24 protein-coding genes are annotated in these 15,817 nt (G+C 43.4%); 1 reads left to right on the top strand and 23 read right to left on the bottom strand.

The annotated features are described in order from the left end of the window. Positions 1-334: 334 nt before the first annotated feature. Positions 335-1,027, top strand: a complete 693-nt coding sequence (locus tag A3M5_RS0118085) for a polysaccharide deacetylase family protein (protein ID WP_018395191.1) — start codon at positions 335-337, stop codon at positions 1,025-1,027. 20 nt (positions 1,028-1,047) lie between these two features. On the opposite strand, the gene A3M5_RS0118080 is transcribed toward A3M5_RS0118085, so the two are convergent. The 23 genes from A3M5_RS0118080 to rplF form a co-directional block, all read right to left on the bottom strand. Further along, positions 1,048-1,653, bottom strand: coding sequence for a KinB-signaling pathway activation protein (locus A3M5_RS0118080; RefSeq protein WP_018395190.1), 606 nt, complete (start codon positions 1,651-1,653; stop codon positions 1,048-1,050). A gap of 129 nt (positions 1,654-1,782) precedes the next feature. Beyond that, the gene (gene salA / locus A3M5_RS0118075; RefSeq protein ID WP_018395189.1) at positions 1,783-2,844 is read right to left on the bottom strand and encodes an iron-sulfur carrier protein/transcriptional regulator SalA; all 1,062 of its coding nucleotides are present in this window, start codon (positions 2,842-2,844) and stop codon (positions 1,783-1,785) included. Between the two features lie 77 nt (positions 2,845-2,921). Continuing rightward, the gene (cwlD, locus tag A3M5_RS0118070) at positions 2,922-3,602 is read right to left on the bottom strand and encodes an N-acetylmuramoyl-L-alanine amidase CwlD (RefSeq protein WP_018395188.1); all 681 of its coding nucleotides are present in this window, start codon (positions 3,600-3,602) and stop codon (positions 2,922-2,924) included. 100 nt (positions 3,603-3,702) lie between these two features. After that, a complete protein-coding gene (gene rpsI, locus A3M5_RS0118065; RefSeq protein WP_018395187.1) occupies positions 3,703-4,095 on the bottom strand; it encodes a 30S ribosomal protein S9 in 393 nt (130 codons plus the stop codon). Positions 4,096-4,120: 25 nt separating this feature from the next. Beyond that, entirely contained in the window at positions 4,121-4,558 is a 438-nt protein-coding gene (gene rplM, locus A3M5_RS0118060; protein WP_018395186.1) for a 50S ribosomal protein L13, read from the bottom strand. A 167-nt stretch (positions 4,559-4,725) separates the two neighbouring features. After that, positions 4,726-5,463, bottom strand: coding sequence for a tRNA pseudouridine(38-40) synthase TruA (gene truA / locus A3M5_RS0118055; RefSeq protein WP_026221802.1), 738 nt, complete (start codon positions 5,461-5,463; stop codon positions 4,726-4,728). 14 nt (positions 5,464-5,477) lie between these two features. Continuing rightward, on the bottom strand, positions 5,478-6,275 hold the full coding sequence (locus A3M5_RS0118050; protein ID WP_018395184.1) for an energy-coupling factor transporter transmembrane component T family protein: 798 nt from the start codon (positions 6,273-6,275) through the stop codon (positions 5,478-5,480). Continuing rightward, on the bottom strand, positions 6,272-7,135 hold the full coding sequence (locus A3M5_RS0118045; protein ID WP_018395183.1) for an energy-coupling factor ABC transporter ATP-binding protein: 864 nt from the start codon (positions 7,133-7,135) through the stop codon (positions 6,272-6,274). The genes A3M5_RS0118050 and A3M5_RS0118045 overlap by 4 nt, the downstream gene beginning before the upstream one ends. Further along, complete coding sequence (locus A3M5_RS0118040) at positions 7,111-7,950, bottom strand: energy-coupling factor ABC transporter ATP-binding protein (protein ID WP_018395182.1); 840 nt, start codon at positions 7,948-7,950, stop codon at positions 7,111-7,113. Before A3M5_RS0118040 ends, A3M5_RS0118045 begins: the two co-directional genes overlap by 25 nt. Before the next feature lie 249 nt (positions 7,951-8,199). Then, complete coding sequence (gene rplQ / locus A3M5_RS0118035) at positions 8,200-8,592, bottom strand: 50S ribosomal protein L17 (protein ID WP_018395181.1); 393 nt, start codon at positions 8,590-8,592, stop codon at positions 8,200-8,202. A 31-nt stretch (positions 8,593-8,623) separates the two neighbouring features. Continuing rightward, on the bottom strand, positions 8,624-9,568 hold the full coding sequence (locus tag A3M5_RS0118030) for a DNA-directed RNA polymerase subunit alpha (protein ID WP_018395180.1): 945 nt from the start codon (positions 9,566-9,568) through the stop codon (positions 8,624-8,626). Between the two features lie 152 nt (positions 9,569-9,720). Next, positions 9,721-10,110 carry a 30S ribosomal protein S11 gene (gene rpsK, locus A3M5_RS0118025; protein WP_018395179.1) on the bottom strand — a complete coding sequence of 130 codons (390 nt, stop codon included), beginning with the start codon at positions 10,108-10,110 and terminating at the stop codon, positions 9,721-9,723. 25 nt (positions 10,111-10,135) lie between these two features. Then, a complete protein-coding gene (gene rpsM / locus A3M5_RS0118020; protein ID WP_018395178.1) occupies positions 10,136-10,501 on the bottom strand; it encodes a 30S ribosomal protein S13 in 366 nt (121 codons plus the stop codon). A 23-nt stretch (positions 10,502-10,524) separates the two neighbouring features. Next, entirely contained in the window at positions 10,525-10,638 is a 114-nt protein-coding gene (rpmJ, locus tag A3M5_RS0118015) for a 50S ribosomal protein L36 (protein WP_000868344.1), read from the bottom strand. 38 nt (positions 10,639-10,676) lie between these two features. After that, entirely contained in the window at positions 10,677-10,895 is a 219-nt protein-coding gene (gene infA, locus A3M5_RS0118010; protein WP_018395177.1) for a translation initiation factor IF-1, read from the bottom strand. 43 nt (positions 10,896-10,938) lie between these two features. After that, positions 10,939-11,685, bottom strand: coding sequence for a type I methionyl aminopeptidase (gene map / locus A3M5_RS0118005; RefSeq protein ID WP_026221801.1), 747 nt, complete (start codon positions 11,683-11,685; stop codon positions 10,939-10,941). Further along, a complete protein-coding gene (locus A3M5_RS0118000) occupies positions 11,685-12,338 on the bottom strand; it encodes an adenylate kinase (protein ID WP_018395175.1) in 654 nt (217 codons plus the stop codon). The genes map and A3M5_RS0118000 overlap by 1 nt, the downstream gene beginning before the upstream one ends. Positions 12,339-12,387: 49 nt before the next feature. Continuing rightward, positions 12,388-13,686, bottom strand: a complete 1,299-nt coding sequence (gene secY / locus A3M5_RS0117995) for a preprotein translocase subunit SecY (protein WP_018395174.1) — start codon at positions 13,684-13,686, stop codon at positions 12,388-12,390. Further along, positions 13,686-14,126 (bottom strand): 50S ribosomal protein L15, encoded by a 441-nt coding sequence (gene rplO / locus A3M5_RS0117990; protein WP_018395173.1) that lies wholly within the window; start codon positions 14,124-14,126, stop codon positions 13,686-13,688. The genes secY and rplO overlap by 1 nt, the downstream gene beginning before the upstream one ends. A gap of 32 nt (positions 14,127-14,158) precedes the next feature. Further along, positions 14,159-14,341, bottom strand: coding sequence for a 50S ribosomal protein L30 (gene rpmD / locus A3M5_RS0117985; protein ID WP_018395172.1), 183 nt, complete (start codon positions 14,339-14,341; stop codon positions 14,159-14,161). 13 nt (positions 14,342-14,354) lie between these two features. Further along, the gene (gene rpsE, locus A3M5_RS0117980; protein WP_018395171.1) at positions 14,355-14,855 is read right to left on the bottom strand and encodes a 30S ribosomal protein S5; all 501 of its coding nucleotides are present in this window, start codon (positions 14,853-14,855) and stop codon (positions 14,355-14,357) included. Between the two features lie 21 nt (positions 14,856-14,876). Next, complete coding sequence (gene rplR, locus A3M5_RS0117975) at positions 14,877-15,239, bottom strand: 50S ribosomal protein L18 (protein ID WP_018395170.1); 363 nt, start codon at positions 15,237-15,239, stop codon at positions 14,877-14,879. Positions 15,240-15,273: 34 nt separating this feature from the next. Then, positions 15,274-15,810, bottom strand: coding sequence for a 50S ribosomal protein L6 (gene rplF / locus A3M5_RS0117970; protein ID WP_018395169.1), 537 nt, complete (start codon positions 15,808-15,810; stop codon positions 15,274-15,276). Between the last annotated feature and the right edge of the window lie 7 nt (positions 15,811-15,817).

Below are 15,817 nucleotides of genomic sequence, written 5' to 3'. Positions count from 1 at the left end.
AACTCTCCAAAAAGTGTTTGACTTGCTCATTTGTTTATCTGCAGATGACAGGCATCTGCCAGATAAGATTTAAAACTAAAACGTTGACGTTTTTATTGATTTTGTTCAGTTTTCAATGTTCAATTGCGCTGTTCGACAGCGACTTTTATATATTAACATTTTGCCGCTTTTGTTGTCAATATTTTTTTCAAAATATTTTTCAGCAACTTCGCGTCTTCGCAACGGCAAGATTTAATTTAACATGTTTCTCTACAAAAGGTCAATCGTTTTTTCGTATTTTTTTATTTTTCATTCATATACTTTGTTTAATCCTTTTAAATCGGGGGCTATGACAATGACGCCGTTCCTATTTATACGTGCCAAACAATTAAAATGGGTTGCTTTTTTTCTTATGTCAGCCTGTCTTTTTTTCTTATTTTTGCAGCCTAAAAACGAACATCCCGTTATTTCAATGGATGGAGCAACAAACAATATTTACGCTGGTCAGAGCGGTATTTCTTTAACAGTAAATGTGGATCAACAAGAAAAAAACATTGGGAAATTAGTACATGCTTTGATCAAAAACGAAACAACCGCTTCTTTTTTTGTTACTTCCTCCTGGCTTAAACACCATCCAAAAGCATCAAAATTACTTGTCGACAGAGCATTTGATATAGGTGTTCTTGTTACCGATTCTTCTAATGAGGACAAGATCATTCAAGAAATTGCTGCTGTAAAAAAAATACTTGCTTCACATGGCCAAAAAGACATTGTTTTTTTACGGGCAGCAGATGGCAATGAACATGAGAATCTTTTACACGTTGCAGCTGCCCATGGTTATTTGCCCGTGCAATGGAGTATTGATTTGCGTAGCCAATCCGCTGATTCTTTTATAAAAGAATCAGGTAAAGGAGACATTGTTTTATTAAACACTGACGAGGACCAGCTTGCATTGGAGAAATGGATCTCTATTTTATCCCAAAAAGAAAAATTAATCAGCTTGTCTGAAATGATTGGCGGCGATACAAAGATTCAATATATTCCATGAAAAAAAGTCTCAAAGGCCGATTAATTGGCTTTTGAGACTTTTTGATTGTATTTCGGCAGCATTAAGAGCTGAAATGCATTACATGGTAATAGTGTAAAAAGCATTAAGTAAAGCCAGCTTTCTTCATTTGCCTGCAACACAGGAAGCCACTCCAGCGTTGTAACGACGATCATAAAGAACAATGCTGCAACGAAGACATTCTTATTTTTCCCTTTTCCTTTTAGCCATGCAACTAGGAGACCGACAATGAATAAAACGGCTGCTAAAATTAAATAAGAACTGATTGCTTCCCCGTCATTGCCGAATGCTTCAAACCGAAAATAGACAAGGTCGAACAGCACGACAATGATCAGTGCGATCTGAATAAAATTCCAGTATGAGCGGAATAATCCAAGTCCAAACTGATGAATTGTCAAGTAGGCAAAGAACCCCATCTGGCTAATGACACTAAATGTAAAACCAACACCGATCAGCCAAGCAAGAACAGACAGCACTTCTTTCCATTCACCATTTGCGAAAAGTGGTGAAAATTCTCCCCAGCGGATGATAAAGCCTAAAATACCGGCAACCGCTCCACCGATCAGCAATGTATGTGTAAAAAATCGTATCCAGTTTCGTATACCCACGCATGAATCCCCCTGTATATTCTTCTCTTTCGATTGTAACAATACACTAGTGAAAAAGAAAGGTTAAGAGACGTGGACAATTTTTGTCTTTTCACATAAACAGCTTCCGGGCCGTGACCCGGAAGCTGTTTACTTTGAAGATAGTTTCGTATCAAGTTTTGCGGCGATTTCTTGATAAATTGCGCCAAGCGGGTGATCTTCTGCATAAACGGATGGAGCAAAGTCCTCTTCATTCCAGTCCGGCTGCTGAAGCGGCAGGCGTCCAAGTACTTCCGTTCGTAATTCATCAGCTAGCTTATCACCGCCGCCTTTACCAAAAATGTACTCTTTTTCACCTGTTGATTTGCTTTCAAAATAAGCCATATTTTCAATAACGCCTACTAATTCATGTTCAGTTTGTAGCGCCATTGCACCAGCACGGGCTGCGACGAATGCGGCAGTCGGATGCGGCGTCGACACGATTACTTCTTTACAATGTGGGAGCATCGTATGAACGTCGAGCGCGACATCCCCTGTTCCTGGTGGCAAATCAAGTAGCAAATAGTCAAGATCGCCCCACTCTACTTCTTTGAAGAAGCTGTTTAACATTTTACCAAGCATCGGACCACGCCAGATGACCGGTGCATTATCATCAACGAAAAAGCCCATTGAAATGACTTTTACACCGAACCGCTCAACGGGGATTATTTTTTCACCACGAACAACCGGACGTGTTGTAATCCCCATCATATCCGGTACACTGAATCCGTAAATATCCGCATCAATAAGACCTACTTTTTTGCCAAGACGGGCAAGTGAGATCGCTAGGTTGACCGATACAGTTGATTTTCCAACACCGCCTTTACCACTCGCAATGGCTAAAAAGACAGTCTCACTATTTGGAGAAAGCAATCCCCCATCCTTTTCACCAGCATCTGCACCACGAAATTGAGCTATTTTCTCTTCAGACAGTTCGGTAAAACGAAGGCCAACTGTTTCAACGCCCGCTTCTTTTAACGAATTCACAATTCGCATTTGCAACTGCAATTGTTCAGGCGTTCCCGTTTGAGCGATGGCAATCTTCACGCTCACATGATTTTGTTCTTCTCTCATTGTAATCTCTTCAATGCCGCCCGTTTCCGCAAGTGTTTTATGTAAAAAAGGGTCTTCAAGGGCATTCACAATGTCGCGTACTCGCGCTTCTGCAATCATAGGGAGCACCATCCTTCACTTGTATTCTTCACTTTACTCAGTATACCATAATCATGTAAATGAAGGATGGAAAACGGTTACTGGCTTTCAAAATAACGCAATATACCACGTGACACGGAAGCTGCTGTTTTATCTTGATACTCCTCATTTAACAGAAGACGACGCTCTTCTCGATTTGATAAAAAACCGATTTCGACAAGTGCTCCTGGTATAGTTGCTTCTTTTAAAATATACACATGTCCAATTTCTGCCGGCTTCCGTTCTGTATTTTCAAGATTAACTGTCAGCTCACGCTGAATGGATGTCGCTATTTTTTTATTTTCAGGCAGGTGAGAAGCATAAAACGTTTGAGATCCCCGCCACCTTTCTGATGGGATCGCATTTAAGTGGATACTAACAAATAAATCAGCTCGCGACTCATTAATGAGCCGGCTTCTTTTCTGCAAATCTTCTGTTTTTCGTGTGCGCACGCTCTTCGTTTCTTCCCCTGCTAGATCCTTGTCTTCTTCTCTGGTCATTAACACAACTGCTCCCTGCCCATTTAAATAATCTCTCAGCTTTTCTGAAACGGATAATGCAATGTCTTTCTCCAGTGCGTCAGCGTCTCCCGCACCTCCATCCATCCCCCCATGCCCGGGATCGATCATAATCGTCAGACCCGTAAGCGGCAGCTTCCACGTATTAAAGACAGGCTTTATATCTTGATAAAAAAAGGCGGCGATGGCAATCAGAAGAATTACAACAGCAATCCGCTTCATAAACAGTCCCTCCTGTCACAAACAGTATATGAACGAAATTTCCTGTAAATGAAAAAAATCCTTTCTCCAGGTTGGAGAAAGGATTTTTGATAACGAAAAATTAACGTTTTGAGAACTGTGGCGCGCGACGTGCACCTTTAAGTCCATATTTTTTACGTTCCTTCGCACGTGCATCACGTGTAAGGTAGCCTGCACGTTTAAGTGTTGGGCGATATTCTGGATCGGCTTGCAAAAGAGCACGGGCGATACCATGACGGATCGCTCCCGCCTGCCCTGTGTAGCCGCCTCCGTTTACATTTACATGTACATCATAGCTGTTTCCTGTTTCAGTCGCAACAAGCGGCTGGTTGATCACAGTACGCAACGCTTCAAATGGAATATAATCTTCAGCAGTACGGCCATTGATTAGAATTTTACCTTCGCCTGGTACGAGACGTACACGGGCTACTGAACTTTTACGGCGTCCTGTGCCTAAGTATTGAACTTGTGACAATGTCATTTCCTCCTTTTAATATTTATTATCCGCGAAGTTCGTAAACTTCCGGTTGTTGTGCTTCATGCTTATGTTCTGCTCCAGCGTATACATGAAGTTTTTTGAACATTTGACGGCCTAAAGAACCTTTTGGAAGCATGCCTTTAATAGCAAGCTCAAGCATTCTTTCAGGGTTTTTATCACGCATATCTTGTGCTGTACGTGTTTTCAAACCGCCTGGATACATGCTGTGACGGTAGTAAATTTTCCCTTGAAGTTTGTTACCAGTCAATTCAATTTTAGAAGCGTTGAGGATGATGACGTTATCACCAGTATCAACGTGCGGTGTGAAAGTTGGTTTATGTTTGCCGCGCAAAATAGATGCTACTTCGCTTGATAGGCGGCCCAATGTTTTGCCTTCAGCATCGATCACGAACCATTTACGCTCGATTTCGCTTGCTTTAGCCATATAAGTCGTACGCATTGTTTACCCTCCTGATTTGTTAATGTTTTTACGGTTCAATGTATTTATATCACGAATAAACTTCCGGGGCTTATCGTGGGGTCAAATAACATACCATATGCTATAATATATTGTCTTTAATTTATTGTCAAGAAAAAATGCAACACTCGGTTTAGTTGCCATGCATTTCAATAAAAAACTTTCCACAAATATAACCCTGCTGCCGGTGCTGTCTGCCCTGCACGCTTACGGTCGCGGTCTGCCAAAATAACAGCCACATCAGCAGGCTCAATGCGCCCGTTGCCTGCTTTTATTAATGTTCCTACTATAATTCGAACCATATTGTACAAAAATCCGTTACCAACGAATCTCACTTCAAGGTCGTTGCCCTGTTCAATAAATGTAATATCTGTTATAGTCCGCACTTTATTTTCTTTATCGGTTTTCGCCGAACAAAAGGATGTAAAGTCATGTTCACCAATTAAATGAAGAGCCGCTTCCTTCATCCGCCTCACCTCAAGCGGATACGGATAATGATGGGCGTAGGCATTCCGAAATGGATCCCGGAACGGTGTCCGGTAAATACGGTAGCGGTATTCTTTACCCTTAACTGAATAGCGTGCATGAAATGAGTCAGGCACTTCTTCTGTCCACTTCACCGAAATATCAGCAGGAAGTTCACCATTGAGCGCTCTTGCCCATCTTTCGGCCGGCATCTGGATCGGCGTGTCAAAATGAACAACCTGTCCGAGCGCGTGTACACCGGCGTCTGTACGGCCGGATGCGTGTGTTTTAACAGGTGTCTTTTTATGGATAACGTATAAGGCCTTTTCAAGCTCCTGCTGCACCGTCCGGCCGTTCAGCTGCGACTGATAACCTGAAAAGCGCGAACCATCATACATGAGTTCACATTTTATCCGTTTCAACTTGATCTCTCCCATTAACTCCTTAATATGAATAGAACAGCTGATAGGACAACTAGAAACAGCATCGCCATCGTATCACGCATGCTCCAGCGCAGAATTCGGTATTTCGTCCGTCCTTCGCCGCCTTTGTAGCCACGTGCTTCCATCGCTACCGCGAGCTCCTCCGCGCGTTTAAAGGCGCTCACAAACAACGGTATTAAAAGAGGTATAATTGCCTTGACCCGATCTGAAATCGATCCGCTCGAAAAGTCGGCTCCGCGTGCCATCTGTGCTTTCATAATTTTATCCGTTTCATCAAGCAATGTCGGAATAAATCGGAGAGAAATGGACATCATGAGCGCCAGTTCGTGCACCGGTACCTTTATCTTTTTAAGTGGACCAAATAAAGATTCAATTCCATCCGTCACCGATATAGGCGGCGTCGTCAGTGTAAGAAGTGATGTCACGAAAATAAGCAGTAAAAACCTCAGCGAAATAAAGATCCCTTTTATAACACCGCCTTTATAAATCGTCAAAAAGCCGAATTGTGTAAGAACATCCCCCTCTTTTGTAAAAAAGACATGCAAAAAGAACGTAAACAGCACGAGGAGAAGCACCGGCTTAAGGCCCCCAATTAAAAAGCGCAGTTTCACTTTTGATAAAAAGACAATCAAAAAGGTAAATGCACCGAGCAGCGCGTATGTCACAACGTTATTCGCCAAAAAAACGATCCCGACAAATGTAAAAATAAACAACAGCTTCGCACGTGGATCCATCTGGTGCACAACGGAATCTGATGGCAAATAGCGGCCAAAAATAATTTTCTCCATCATGATATTTCACCGCGTAGTTTGCCTATTTCTGCAGCCAGTTCTTCAGGCGTTAAACAAACCTTTTCAAGCGGCCGCCCAAGTCTTTTTTCAAACAACTGCTGAAATCGAACTGTTTCCGGTATATCAAGACCTACACTCGTTAAACTATCTGCATCACGAAAAATGTTACGTGGTGTACCGGTGCGATGAACACGTCCTTTATGCATAATAACGATTTTATCCGCATACCGTGCTGCATCTTCCATACTGTGAGTAACCAATACACACGTCAGCCCGTTCGTCTTCTGCAACCCTGTGAACATGTTCATGATGTCCTGCCGGCCGCGTGGGTCAAGTCCTGCTGTCGGTTCATCAAGTACAAGGACGTCCGGTTTCATCGCTAGCACACCAGCAATCGCAACCCGTCTCATTTGCCCGCCGGACAAATCAAACGGTGATTTCTTCAGTATATCTTCCGGTAGACCGACAAGGCGGACTGCTTGAAGTGCCCGTTTTTTTGCGTCATTTTCTGTTACACCAAAATTCATCGGACCGAAGCAAATATCCTTTTCAACTGTTTCTTCAAATAACTGATGTTCTGGAAATTGAAACACGATGCCGACGCGGCGGCGGATCTCTTTTAAATTCTTTTCCTTCCGTCCTGCTGCAATTGTACGACTTCCAATCTCAATTTCTCCTTTTAACGGTTTGAGAAGCACATTTAAATGCTGAAGAACAGTCGATTTGCCCGAGCCTGTATGACCGATAATCGCAACATACTGGCCGGAGGGGATGTGAAAGGACACATCAGCAATTGCTGGCCGTTCAAACGGTGTACCGGCGGCATATCGGTATTCTACATCTTGAAGTTTAATGTCCATAATTCACTCACCAGCTCTTCTTCATTAAAATGACGCTGTGACAGCTGCAGACCCGCATCTGCTAGCAGTTGACTCATTTGAACAGCAAATGGTACACCGAGACCGAGATTCAAAAGTTCTCTGTCCAATTGAAAAATACTTTGCGGTGTTCCTTCTGTATACAGCCTGCCCTCATTCAAGACGATCACTCGGTCTGCTTTTGCTGCTTCCTCTAGGTCATGCGTAATCGAAATAACCGTCAGTCCTTCTTTTTCGTTCAATTCACGAACAGTATTCATCACTTCTTCACGTCCAAGTGGGTCGAGCATCGATGTTGCTTCATCTAACAAAATGATGTCCGGGCGTAAAGCAATCACGCCAGCTATCGCCACGCGCTGTTTCTGTCCACCGGAAAGATGGTGCGGCTCTTGATTCAGAAAAGCGGTCATGCCGACTTTTTCAAGAGAGGCGAAAACACGCTCCTGCATGACACCATGTTCAACACCGTTATTTTCTAACCCAAAAGCCACATCATCCTGAACCGTTGTTCCAACAAATTGATTATCTGGATTTTGAAAAACCATCCCTAGTTTTTCACGAATAGACCAAACATTTTCTTCATTGAGTGCATACCCGCCAATCATAACGGTACCTTTAGACGGATAATGAAGTCCATTCAACATCTTAGCGAGCGTTGACTTGCCCGATCCATTATGACCCACAATCGCCAGCCATTCTCCTTTATACACATCCAGCGAGACATTGTTTAAGGCAAATGATTCCTGTTCTGGATACTGATAAGAAACCCCTTTGATTGAAATGACTATTGTATTCATGCTGTTCCTCCCTGTTCGTACAAAACAAAAAAAGCCCGCACCCCGAACCAAAGAATAAACATTCTTGCCGCTGCTTGCGGTCGGGTTGAGGGGTGCATGAGCTAGACGGGACGCACATGGTACTTGTGATACGCCCATCGTAACGCTCTAAGCTTGTTGAATGAGAGCAAACGGCTCCGTATGCATATAAAAAAGACAAAACAAAGCAATGTTTGTTTTGTTTTGCCCATTTCGCGGTCTTACTGGCTATTATACGAGCTCAATAATGACCATTGGTGCGCCATCGCCGCGGCGTGGACCAACCTTCATAATGCGAGTGTAGCCACCTTGACGCTCTGTGTAGCGCGGTGCAACATCATCAAATAATTTTTGAAGAGCGTATACTGGCTGCTCTTTTGTTTTGCCATTTTTCTCTACTTCAACAGTTGATGCGACTTCGTGACGAAGATATGCAGCAGCCTGACGGCGGGCATGCAAGTCACCACGTTTACCTAGTGTAATCATTTTTTCAACAACTGAACGCAATTCCTTCGCGCGTGTTTCAGTCGTTTCGATGCGTTCACTAATGATGAGATCTGTTGTAAGATCGCGGAGCATCGCTTTGCGCTGAGCGCTTGTACGTCCTAGCTTTCTGTAACCCATGAAGATACCCTCCTTTTATTGATGTCGTAAATTAATCTTCTTTTCGTAAGCTGAGACCAAGCTCATCCAATTTCGCTTTTACTTCTTCAAGCGACTTACGGCCGAGGTTGCGGACTTTCATCATATCGTCTTCACTCTTGTTCGCAAGTTCTTGAACGGTATTAATACCAGCGCGTTTTAGGCAGTTGTAAGAACGTACGGAAAGATCAAGTTCTTCGATCGTCATCTCAAGTACTTTTTCCTTCTGGTCTTCTTCTTTTTCCACCATGATTTCTGCATGCTGTGCTTCATCAGTCAGTCCTACGAAAATATTAAGATGTTCTGTTAAGATTTTTGCCCCTAAAGAAATCGCTTCTTTCGGTCCGATACTGCCATCTGTCCATACGTCCAGTGACAATTTATCAAAGTTGGCAAGCTGTCCAACGCGAGTATTTTCCACCTGGAAATTCACGCGGGAAACAGGTGTATAGATGGAGTCGATCGCAATGACGCCGATTGGATGATCTTCTTTTTTATTGTGATCAGCCCGGTTGTACCCTCTGCCGCGCTGTGCCGTCAATCGCATACGGAAATTGGCGTTTTCACCCAATGTCGCAATATGCAAATCTGGATTTAAAATTTCCACATCGCTGTCGTGGGTAATGTCGGCAGCCGTTACGGTTCCTTGACCCTGCACATCGATTTCAAGCGTTTTTTCCTCATCGGAATAAATCTTCAACGCTAGTTTTTTGATATTCAAAATGATCGATGTTACATCTTCTACGACGCCCTCAATTGTTGAGAATTCGTGAAGCACTCCATCAATATGAATGGCAGTGACCGCGGCACCTGGAAGTGAGGATAATAAGATACGACGTAAGGAGTTACCTAGAGTTGTACCATATCCGCGTTCAAGTGGTTCCACGACGAACTTTCCAAATGTAGCATCATCGCTGATCTCAACCGTTTCAATTTTTGGCTTTTCAATTTCGATCATTCCATTTTCCCTCCTTGAATACGTCAAAATTCCGGCCAGCCGAAATTCTCCATGTTTACCATTCCCGATTTTACATAACAATTGGTCAATTCCTGAATCAAAACAGTCAATTTTCCATTATAACCGGAATAGTTATTCTTTATACAGGAAGATTAAACACGGCGACGTTTTGGAGGACGACAGCCATTATGTGGAACCGGCGTTACGTCTTTAATAGCTGTAACTTCAAGGCCTGCTGCTTGAAGAGCACGAATTGCTGCTTCACGACCAGAACCAGGTCCTTTAACTGTTACTTCAAGAGTTTTCATACCATGTTCGATTGATGCTTTAGCAGCTGTTTCAGCAGCCATTTGAGCAGCAAACGGAGTTGATTTACGTGATCCTCTAAATCCTAAAGCACCTGCACTTGACCATGCTAGAGCGTTACCATGAACGTCAGTAATTGTTACAATTGTGTTATTGAATGTTGAGCGGATGTGTGCAATACCAGATTCAATATTCTTTTTCACACGACGCTTACGAGATTGTTGTTTACGAGCCATGTCGAAAATTGACCTCCTTTACCAATTATTTTTTCTTGTTAGCTACAGTTTTACGCGGTCCTTTACGAGTACGCGCGTTGTTTTTTGTATTTTGTCCACGTACTGGAAGTCCGCGACGGTGACGGATACCACGGAATGAACCGATTTCCATCAAACGTTTAATGTTAAGAGATACTTCACGACGAAGGTCACCCTCTACTTTCAAGCGGTCAATAACTTCACGGATTTTATTCAATTCATCTTCCGTCAAATCACGAACGCGCGTATCTTCAGAAACACCTGCTTCAGCAAGAACTTGCTTAGAAGTCGGTCTACCTACACCAAAAATATAAGTTAATGAGATAACTACACGCTTGTCGCGTGGAATATCAACACCTGCTACACGTGCCATAAAATGTGCACCTCCCTTTAATATTAGCCTTGTTTTTGTTTATGCTTAGGGTTTTCACAAATAACCATAACCTTGCCGCGTCTGCGAATGACTTTACATTTCTCACAGATTGGCTTTACTGATGGTCTTACTTTCATTTCTCCAACCTCCTTCATAGTCCGGAGCGCCATAAATGTTATTTGTAACGGTACGTGATCCGTCCGCGTGTTAAATCATACGGTGAAAGTTCTACTGTTACTTTATCGCCAGGCAGGATACGGATAAAGTGCATACGAATTTTGCCCGAAACGTGAGCTAAAATCGTATGTCCATTTTCCAATTCTACCTTAAACATGGCGTTTGGCAAAGTTTCAGTGACAGTACCTTCAATTTCAATTACATCGTCTTTCGCCATTTTTTCATCTCCCTTCACTTTTCATCCCGAGTGGCTTTTGCCATCAAACTTTCGTCAAAATGTCGAAGCCTGTTTCGGTTATCGCAATTGTATGTTCAAAATGAGCACACATTTTTCCATCCTGCGTAATGACAGTCCAATTATCCTCAAGTGTCTTTACATAACGACGACCGGCATTGACCATCGGTTCGATCGCGAGCACCATTCCGGGTTTTAGCACTGGACCTTTCCCCGGCGGACCGTAATGAGGAATTTGCGGAGCCTCATGAAGGTTTTGCCCGACACCATGCCCAACATACTCACGAACGATTGAAAAGCCATTCGATTCCACATACGTTTGAATTGCATGGGAGATGTTTGAAAGATGTTCACCCGGTCTCGCTTCACCCAGCCCCACGTAAAGCGATTCCTCTGTTACTTCGAGAAGTTTCTCCGTTTCAGGTACAATCTGGCCGACAGCGTATGTCCAAGCCGAGTCACCATGATAACCCTTATAGTAAGCACCGATATCAACGCTGATGATGTCGCCTTCTTTCAAACGACGATCACTCGGAATCCCATGCACAAGCTCTGCATTTACTGAAGCGCATATGCTGCCAGGGAAACCATTGTAGCCTTTAAAAGAAGGTGTTGCACCGTGGCGCCTAATGCACGCTTCAGCGATGGCATCCAGCTCCATCGTACTTATACCGGGGGAGATATATTTTTGCAATTCCTGATGTGTTAGCGCAACAATATGCCCCGCTTCTTTCATAATCTCTAGTTCTCGAGGGGTTTTACAAATGATCATTATTTACGTAGGCCTTTAAGTAGTTGATCAATGTTTTCAAAGACGACATTGATATCTTGCTGACCGTTAATGTTTTTCAAATATTCTTTTTCGCGATAAAAAGCAAGCAATGGTTCTGTTTGCTTTAAATTAACGTCAAGACGGTTTTGAACCGTTTCTGCATTGTCATCTGCACGTTGATAAAGTTCGCCGCCACAGCGATCGCACTTATCTTCCTCAGATGGCGGATTAAATTCCAGATGATACGTTGCACCACAGCTTTTGCATATGCGGCGGCCTGTTAAGCGTCCCATTAAGATGTCTTTATCAACACCGATATTAATGACGTAATCAATTTTACGGTCAAGGTTTGCAAGAATATCTTCAAGCGCTTCTGCTTGAGCGACTGTACGTGGGAATCCATCAAGAAGGAATCCTTTTGCACAGTCAGATTGCGCAAGGCGCTCATTCACAATTCCGATCGTCACTTCATCCGGAACGAGTTCCCCTTTATCCATAAATGATTTTGCTTTTAGACCAAGTTCCGTTTCATCTTTCATTGCAGCACGGAACATGTCACCTGTTGAAATGTGCGGAACACCGTACTTTTCAACAATTTTCTCTGCTTGAGTACCCTTCCCGGCACCTGGCAATCCCATTAACACGAGATTCATTGATATTCCCCCTCAGTCTGGTTAGAGTGAAGTCACACTTCACCCGTGCTTACTTCATAAAGCCTTTGTAATGACGCTTTACAAGTTGTGCTTCAAGCTGCTTCATTGTTTCAAGTGCCACACCGACGACGATCAAAAGACTAGTACCGCCGATTTGCGCCGCTGGTGGAAGACCCGCGAATTGAATGAAGAAAACTGGCAGCACAGCAACGGCTGAAAGGAATATTGCGCCGACAAATGTCAGTCGGTAAAGCACGTTTGTCAAATAATCTTGTGTGTTTTTTCCGGGACGAATGCCCGGAATATATCCACCCTGCTTTTTCAAGTTATCAGCAACTTGTTCAGGGTTTACTTGAATGAAAGCATAGAAATACGTAAACGCAACAATCAATGCGACATAAATGACCATCCCGATCGGTTTCGTGTAATCAAATATGTTTTGTATCGTTGTCGTCACATCATTTGATCCAAAGAACGATCCAATCGTTTGGGGTGTAATCAAGAATGAGATCGCAAAGATAACCGGGATAACTCCCGCAGCATTTACTTTCAATGGAAGATGAGTCGACTGGCTTCCCATTGGTGCCATGCCACCTGATCCCACGCGTTTTGCATATTGAATTGGAATTTTCCGCAGCGCCTGCTGAAAGAAAATAACCCCTACAACAATTGCCAGTACAGCAAGCAAGATCAAAAGCAGAACAACAATACGTAGGAAGAGCTGATCGCCCGCTCCTTCAATTTGCTGTGCATAAATTTGATTTACTGCTCCTGGAATTGCCGCAACAATCCCTGCGAAAATGATAATCGAAATCCCATTGCCGACCCCTTTAGCGGTGATTTGCTCACCAAGCCACATAAGAAAAGCCGTCCCTGCTGTTAACACAAGTGCAATCAACAAATATCCAGAAAGGCTGTTATTTTCGACGAGCATCCCGCCGTACAAACGGTTAAATCCGTATGACATACCAAGACCTTGAATGAATCCGAGAACAATTGTGAAATAACGCGTAAACTGATTCAATTTACGCCGTCCAACATCACCTTGCTTCGACCATTCAGTGAACTTTGGCACAACGTCCATTTGCAAAAGCTGCACGATGATGGATGCAGTAATATACGGCATAATTCCCATTGCAAGAATCGAGAAGTTTTGTAACGCTCCTCCACCGAATGTATTCAGAAATCCAATCAAACCAGCCTGCTCCTGGCTACGGAGAACCTCCGCGTTCACAAAAGGTACTGGAACGAAGGTGCCGATACGGAATACGATTAACATAAGTAGGGTAAATATAATTTTATTTCTTATATCACCCACACGCATAAAATTGGAGATTGTGCGAAACATTAGACCACCTCTGTCTTACCGCCAGCCGCTTCAATTGCTTCTTTCGCAGCAGCAGAGAATTTGTGAGCTCTAACTGTCAGCTTTTTCTCTACATTGCCGTTCGCAAGAATTTTGATTCCTGCTTTTTCGCTTTTCACAATGCCACTTTCGATAAGTAGTTCAGGTGTAACTTCTGTACCTTCTTCAAAACGATTTAATGTATCAATATTTACGACCGCATAATCTTTACGATTCACATTCGTAAAACCCCGTTTAGGAAGACGACGGAATAAAGGTGTCTGTCCGCCTTCAAATCCTAGACGGACACCGCCGCCAGAACGTGCGTTTTGACCTTTATGACCTTTACCGGACGTTTTTCCGTTACCGGAACCAGTTCCGCGTCCAACACGATTACGTTCTTTGCGAGAACCTTGAGCTGGTTTCAATTCATGAAGTTTCATGCTTGTGCACCTCCTTGTTCTATAAAATAAAATTATTTTTCTGTAACAGTCACAAGATGAGACACTTTGTTGATCATGCCGCGAATTGCCGTGTTGTCATTTTGCTCAACCGTCTGATGCATTTTGCGAAGACCAAGTGCCTTAACAGTTTCGCGCTGATCTTGCGTACGTCCGATCAGGCTGCGAGTGAGGGTAATTTGTAATTTTTCAGCCATTGTGATTCCCTCCTTATCCTAACAGTTCTTCTACAGACTTGCCGCGAAGTTTTGCAACTTCTTCAGCTGTTTTGAGTTCTTTCAACCCTTCGATTGTAGCACGAACCATGTTAATTGGCGTGTTTGAACCGAGTGATTTAGATAGGATATCACTAACACCAGCAAGTTCAAGCACCGCACGGACAGGTCCGCCTGCGATAACTCCCGTACCTTCAGAAGCAGGTTTCAATAAAACTTCACCCGCACCAAAATGACCGATTACTTGATGTGGCAATGTTGTGCCAACCATCGGTACAAATACAAGGTTTTTCTTCGCATCTTCAATTGCTTTACGAATAGCATCTGGAACCTCTTGCGCTTTACCAGTTCCAAAACCTACATTACCATTTTTATCGCCAACGACAACGAGTGCTGTGAAGCGGAAACGGCGTCCGCCTTTCACGACTTTCGCCACACGGTTGACCGTTACTACGCGTTCTTCAAGTTCAAGTTTGTTTGGATCAATGCGACGCATTAAATGTGTCCCTCCTTTTATTTAGAATTCAAGGCCATTTTCACGTGCTGCGTCAGCCAAAGCTTTAACGCGGCCATGATAAAGGTAGCCCCCACGATCGAATACAACAGAAGCAACACCTTTTTCAGTTGCGCGTTTAGCCAGCAATTCGCCTACTTTCGCAGCAGCTTCCTGGTTGCTTGTTGATTCAAGACCGAAATCTTTTTCAATAGTTGAAGCACTTGCAAGTGTAACACCATTGGCATCATCAATCAATTGAGCGTATAGATGCTTGTTAGAACGGAAAACGTTCAAGCGTGGACGCGCCTCTGTTCCAGCAATTTTCGCACGAACACGAGCGTGGCGTCTTTTACGCGTTTTATTTTTATCAGGTTTTGTAATCATCCCGAGGTCACTCCTTTCCGTTGCCTACGCGGCATTATTTACCTGTTTTACCTTCTTTACGTCGTACATGTTCGCCTTCATAGCGAATACCTTTACCTTTGTACGGTTCAGGAGGACGAACTTGGCGGATGTTAGCAGCAATTGCGCCAACGCGTTCTTTATCGATACCTTTAATGTTAATTTTTGTGTTAACAGGTACTTCGATTTCGATACCGTTTTCCGGTTCGAATTCCACTGGGTGAGAGTAACCTACGTTCAAAACAAGTTTCTTTCCTTGTTTTTGGGCACGGTAACCGACACCAACCAACTCAAGGTTTCGTTCGAATCCTTTCGATACACCCTCAATCATGTTAGAAAGAAGAGCACGAGTTGTTCCATGGATTGTACGGTGTTCTTTTGAGTCTGAAGGACGGCTTACTGTAACAGTGCTGCCCTCTACTTCAATCGTCAAAGCTTTGTTGAACTGGCGAATCAATTCTCCTTTAGGACCCTTGACAGTAAGTTCGTTGTTGTTATTCGTAATCGTAACGCCTTCTGGCAATTCGATTGGTTTTTTTCCTACGCGTGACATAGTTTCG

This window comes from Bacillus sp. 37MA, from assembly GCF_000372765.1.
Taxonomy (GTDB): Bacteria; Bacillota; Bacilli; order Bacillales; family Domibacillaceae; genus Domibacillus; species Domibacillus aminovorans.
This window is presented reverse-complemented; position numbering and strand designations above follow the sequence as displayed.